This is a genomic window from Leminorella grimontii ATCC 33999 = DSM 5078, assembly GCF_000439085.1.
GTDB lineage: Bacteria > Pseudomonadota > Gammaproteobacteria > Enterobacterales > Enterobacteriaceae > Leminorella > Leminorella grimontii.
The window spans coordinates 1-5,708 of record NZ_AUUA01000032.1; the positions used below are offsets into that span (position 1 = coordinate 1).

Below are 5,708 nucleotides of genomic sequence, written 5' to 3' on the forward strand. Positions count from 1 at the left end.
GGGGGCGGTGCTATAGGTGGTTTGGGGGGGGCGTTAGGCGCGCAGCCGGTTTTTGTCACCAACTGGCCTATAGGCGGATTGGGGGGCGGCGCTAAAGGTTCGCCAATGATGGGCGGTAGTGGTGGCGGAATGGTCGCTAAGGCAGGATTTGTCGGCATGATGACGGCCGCAGTTACCCCTTATGTTGACGACGCTCTAGTCGCTGTTTTTGGTGACTCTGAGCGGTTTAATAAAATCAGGTCAGCCGAAACGTGGAGTGACTTTGGTAATGCCATTATAGGGCGTGAACCTAAGGTTGGTAACGGCAGTGAAGACCTAGATCCTCTTACCGGGAATAGCTCTGCTTGGGATAACGCTTTCAAAAATAACAACGATAAGCCGCTCGTCGCAGAGCAGCGGCCACAAACACCACCTGAAGGGAAGATCCAGCTCGAAGTCAAAACCGCTGACGGCGTTTCTGTGCGTGCGACGCAAGTGCAGTCAAAAGGTGTCGGCGTATCTGTCAACACCGGTAACACCTATTCAGGGGGCTACTGATGGGATTTTTCAGTGACCTGTGGGACAAAATTACCGCCCAGCCGCCGACAGGTAAAGGCTCGTTTCGTGGCGTGCCGTTTTACATCATCGACGACAGCAACCAGTCAGGCGGTCATCGCGTCGTCAAGCACATGTTCCCCGGACGTCAAACCGGCAAAATTGAGAACATGGGCGCGCAGGCCGATGAGTATTCCATTTATTGCGTGCTTATCGGTGATGACTACCTCGAACAAAAAGAGACCTTGATAGCCGCTTTGCGAGAGCCGGAACCGGCTGACCTTGAACATCCGTTTCACGATACGCTGTACGTTCAGGTTGAGACATGGAATTGCCGTGTATCAACGCATGAGCAGCGTATCGCCATGTTTCAGATTACGTTTAGCCTTGCTGAAAAGGAAGAGTCTCCCGAGGCCGACACCGACGGCGAAGCTGACCTGCTCGACCAAAATGAAAGCCTGCTTGAGCAAATTGCCAACGACGTCGCTGAGGTATGGGAAACCATTAACGCTGTCGCTGCCGATATCGAAGCGGCCATTACGTTTGCGACCAATGTCGTGAACAACATCACCAATATGATAACCGGTCTTAGCAGCCTGGGCGGGTTCAGCTCGATTCTTGGACGCGTTCAGGGATTGCAGGGGGCTATCGGTAACCTGATAAAGTCCCCCAAAAAACTTATCAGCAACCTGACCAACCTGTTTAAGGGGTTCACTTCGTCCGGAGGGAAAGGTTCAAAATCCAGTGCTCAACGGGCGTTACGTTCGATTATCGTCAGCGTTGAGAACATGCCGTTAAGTGAACGACCGGCCGCCGCAAAAATGCAAGAGGCGATACGTTCGGCGGTGGTGATTGCCGCCTTGACAGAGCTTGCACAAAGTGCGGTCAGCGATGCTAATGACATCATCAAAGGACGCGTCGATGATGAGGTTGCGGTCACTCTTGACGGTGAAGTGATTGTGATTGATACCGACCGCGAAGAGCTGCTCACCGATGACCGCCCGCTGGTTGAGACGCTGGATGATTGCGAACGTCTGGCTGACGAACTCGGTGACGAACTGGCGGATGAGTATGTCCGCGCAGCAGATGCCTTCTGGTTTAATACTGCGATACGTTTACAGCGTCTGCGCCTGACATTCCTTGACGAGATGAAAAAAGCGGCGGCAGAGCTGCCCAATGCACGCAAAGTGACACCTCACATCACCGAACCCGCCCTCGTAATCCTCTATCGTGAGACGGGCGACAGTACCCTTATCTCGCGTTTTATTCAACGTAACGCCCTACAGCATCCGACGTTCGTGCGTGGTAGCGAGGCGGTGGAGGTCATTGATGACCAATAACACCATCGAGCTTTATGTCGGTAACAAGATATACACCGGCTGGACAGACATTACCGTCATTCGCAGCATTGAGGAGCTGAGCGGTCAGTTTAGCCTCGGTCTGACCCGTACTCGTACCGACAAGGATGTATCACTTAAAGAGGGGCAACCGTGCCGGGTGGAAATCAACGGGCAGGTGGTGATCAGCGGCTATATCGACACGATGGACAGAACCATTGACGCCGAAAATCGCACCATCATCGCCGAGGGGCGGGACAAAACCGGCGACCTCGTTGACTGCGCGGCGCGCTATCAGTCCGGGCAGTGGCGAAACGCTACCCTTGAAACCATCGCCCGCGACCTGTGTCAGCCCTTCGGTATTGGCGTCGTCTGGGCGGTGGACGCGGCTGACGCCGCCAAACCGTTTAGAGTGTGGAAGCTTGAGCCGGGTGAAACGGTCTTTGAGTGCCTTGCTCGCGCGGCCCGCCATCGGGGCGTGATGGTCAACAGTAACGCCTCCGGGGATTTGGTCTTTACGACGGCAGGCACTGAACGGCTTGAGACGCTGCGTTTTGGGGAAAACATCAAATTTATCAATATCCGTTCATCATGGACGGAGCGCTTTAGCGACTACATTGTCCTAGGGTCGTCAACGGCAGGCGGCCTGTGGGGGGATGAACAAACCGCCCATCAATCAACCCGCGTCCGCGTCAACATCACCGACCCGGAAATCTCCCGTTATCGCCCAATGGTAATCGTTGCCGACAGTAACCAGCGTGCCGACGAAAGTCGTGCTCGGGCGGATTGGGAGCGCAGGCGGGCGATGGCTCACGGTCAGCCGGTGGTCGTTGAAGTAGTGGATTGGTTCACTCGCGATAAAAAGCTGTGGATGCCGAACCGTCTTGTGGTGCTGGATGTGCCTGATGAAGGTTATGTCGAACGTGAGCTGCTTATCGTGCAAATGGAGCTGTCATTGACCAATGACGGCGGTACGACAACGAAACTAACCTTGATGCCTGCGGCGGGCTTCGATGAGCCTGCGCAGCGCGAAACCAAAACAACCGGGGGGCTTTGGTACTGATGAAACAGGCTTTTAACTCACTCAAGCGACGTATGCAGTTGCTGGTCTCTCGCGCCGTGGTCAACGTCATTAATGACAGCTTGAAGACACAGAACCTGCAAATCAGCATGTTGGCCGATGATGATGCCGACGACGTCGAGCGCTTTCAAAATTACGGTCATAGCAGCGTTCCTCCTGCGGGTAGCGAGGCGATTGTCCTGTCGGTCGGAGGGATGCGTCAGCAGCTTGTTGCGGTGGTGGTCGATAATAAAGGCACCCGGCTTAACGCGGGCAAACCCGGGGACAGCGCCCTTTATCATATGGAGGGACACTACTTTCTTCTCACCGAAGAGGGTGAAGTCCGTCTCAAGTGCAAGCGCTATATCATCGAGGCTGAAGAGGTCGTGATTGATGCACCCGAAACCCGCATGACGGGTCATGCCACTATACTCGGTGGCAGCAACACGACCGGCACCAGTGAGGCTGCCGACCACATTAGCGCCGGTATCAGCGGCAAAGACCATACGCACCGCGAGCATGATGGCCCAACCACGGGGAGACCGCAATGATATCGCTGGTATGGCAAACCTTGGTCGCAGACATCGTACTCGACAGCCTGACGGGCGATAACATCACAACGAACGTCATCGCGAGTCTCTTTACTGACCGTCGTGCGCAACCGTCGGATGAGTTGCCGGACGGTGGTACTGACCGACGAGGATGGTGGGGAGACGCTTATCGCAAGGAGCGGCTCGGCTCTCGCCTGTGGTTACTGTCTCGCGAAAAGCAGATGCAGACAGTGCTTTCCAAAGCACAAAGCTACGCCAGCGAGGCGCTCGCATGGATGCCAAAAACTGGGCTTATTCGCGACTACCGCGTCACGGCCACCAATCCGTCAGGCGGGGTTTTATTGCTGACGGTCATCATTTTATTAAACGACGGTTCACAGTTTCCCATGTCGTTTAAAGCCAGTTTAAACGGGGTTTAAATGCCATATATCTCACCCACACTGAGCGAGCTTATAACGCGAACCCGTACGGATATTGAAACCCGTACAGGGACGTCAAACATCGCGACGGAAGGCGTCGCAAAATCTGCGGCGGCCAATGCGTACGGGTTGCACGGTCGGCTTGGCTGGATAGCCCGTAATATCATCCCTCATCTTGCCGATGACGATATTCTTCTGCGACATTGCGAGTTTTGGGGCGTATGGCGTAAACAACCCACAGCGGCGGCAGGCACGCTGGTTGTTGAGGTTGTCGGCGAGGCCGTCATTGACGCGGGGACGCGCTGGCAGCGTCAGGATGGGGTTATCTTCGCCTCCATGTCGGCGGTGATGACGTCTACCGCAGGAACGGTCACTATCCCCGTCGAAGCTGAAGACGTCGGCGCAGTGGGAAATACGCTGGCTGATGTCAAAGTTGAATTGCTGTCACCGGTGGTGAACGTCAAGAGCGCTGCGTTTGTCTCATCGGCTGCTATAAGCGGTGGCGCGGAGATTGAAAGCATTGAATCGCTGCGCTCTCGCCTGTTGTTTCGCGTTCAATATCCGCCGAGTGGCGGTAACACTTACGATTATGTGCGTTGGGCGCTGGAGTGTGCCGGTGTGACGCGTGCGTGGTGCTTTTCTGCTATTGGTCGCAACGTTGTTACCGTGCTGTTTGTGCTCGACGGCCAACCAGACATTTTCCCGACCGCCTCTGATATTGAACGCGTTCAGGACTATATCACCGCTCACCAGAACCCGCTCACCAACCAGTGGGAAGGAAAAGCGCCCGCCGTTGAGCTGATAGTCTCCGGCCCGCAAAAACTGGCGCTAAACCCGACCATTCGTATCTCTCCTAAAACGCCTGACACACAGGCAGCAGTGACAGCAGCGCTGACTGATTTATTGGTTGACGCCGAACCGGGCGGGAAAGCGTACCTGTCTAAAATGAATGCCGCCGTAGCAATCGCCAGTGGTGTTACTGACGGACGTATCATCTCCCTGAGCGATGATATCTATGCACAGGAAAATGAGCTGATTGTTTTAGGTAATATCACATGGCAATGACGGCAGAGCACTATCAACAGGCGGGGCTTGCATTGCTGCCATTGGGGCGGGCATGGTCGCGCGCCCCCGATAGCCAACTTGGCAAACTGATGTTGGGGCTTGGTGACGAACTGGCGCGCATTGATGCGGTCGGTGACCGATTGCTCAATGAAATGTTTGCCGATAATGCGTTTATGCTCCTGTCGGATTGGGAAGCGTTCGCAGGCTTACCCGATTGTCCGGCAGATAACGACCTTACGATTGATAATCGTCGTTTGGCGTTGGCGGCCAAACTGAAGATGACCGGTACGCTGTGTACAAAATTTTTTGAACAGCTCGCCGCCGATCGCGGCTATAGCATCCAGATCCGCGACCATTACCCACATCACTGCCTGCGGCCCTGTACCTATCCGCTTTATCCCGAGTCGAACTGGTGGACGGCGTATGTTTATGTCGGTGCGCCGTTCCTGCACAACATGACTGTACTTGATGGCGTGACTACACGACTGAAAGTCTACGATTACGGCGATTTAGAGTGCTTACTCGACCGTTATCGCCCGGCTCATATCCACTTCGTCTATATCTTTGAGGAGTAAGAGATGTATTTTCTTGATAACGATTCCGGCGTCAGCACAATGCCGCCCGTCGGCGAAGTCAGTAACGCTACGCCAAAATGGTTTACAGAAAGCCCGCCAAGCTATCCCGGCGCGGCATGGTTCAACATTGTTCAGGCTGAGCTTTTAAATCTCCTTGACGCGGCGGG

General features: G+C 54.8%; 7 protein-coding genes. All 7 read left to right on the plus strand.

All coding sequences use genetic code 11. The features are described from left to right. Window positions 1-537: hypothetical protein (locus tag G544_RS20960; protein ID WP_036024521.1), on the plus strand; the 537-nt coding region annotated here is incomplete at its 5' end. Next, window positions 537-1,874 carry a DNA circularization protein gene (locus tag G544_RS21435; RefSeq protein WP_027275844.1) on the plus strand — a complete coding sequence of 446 codons (1,338 nt, stop codon included), beginning with the start codon at window positions 537-539 and terminating at the stop codon, window positions 1,872-1,874. The genes G544_RS20960 and G544_RS21435, both read left to right, overlap by 1 nt. Further along, window positions 1,864-2,934 carry a phage baseplate assembly protein gene (locus G544_RS0117840; RefSeq protein ID WP_027275845.1) on the plus strand — a complete coding sequence of 357 codons (1,071 nt, stop codon included), beginning with the start codon at window positions 1,864-1,866 and terminating at the stop codon, window positions 2,932-2,934. The genes G544_RS21435 and G544_RS0117840 overlap by 11 nt, the downstream gene beginning before the upstream one ends. Next, complete coding sequence (locus G544_RS0117845) at window positions 2,934-3,482, plus strand: phage baseplate assembly protein V (RefSeq protein WP_027275846.1); 549 nt, start codon at window positions 2,934-2,936, stop codon at window positions 3,480-3,482. The genes G544_RS0117840 and G544_RS0117845 overlap by 1 nt, the downstream gene beginning before the upstream one ends. Next, the gene (locus G544_RS0117850) at window positions 3,479-3,901 is read left to right on the plus strand and encodes a phage GP46 family protein (protein WP_036024525.1); all 423 of its coding nucleotides are present in this window, start codon (window positions 3,479-3,481) and stop codon (window positions 3,899-3,901) included. The genes G544_RS0117845 and G544_RS0117850 overlap by 4 nt, the downstream gene beginning before the upstream one ends. After that, a complete protein-coding gene (locus G544_RS0117855) occupies window positions 3,902-4,966 on the plus strand; it encodes a baseplate J/gp47 family protein (protein WP_027275848.1) in 1,065 nt (354 codons plus the stop codon). Next, the gene (locus tag G544_RS0117860) at window positions 4,957-5,541 is read left to right on the plus strand and encodes a YmfQ family protein (RefSeq protein ID WP_027275849.1); all 585 of its coding nucleotides are present in this window, start codon (window positions 4,957-4,959) and stop codon (window positions 5,539-5,541) included. The genes G544_RS0117855 and G544_RS0117860 overlap by 10 nt, the downstream gene beginning before the upstream one ends. Window positions 5,542-5,708: the final 167 nt, after the last annotated feature.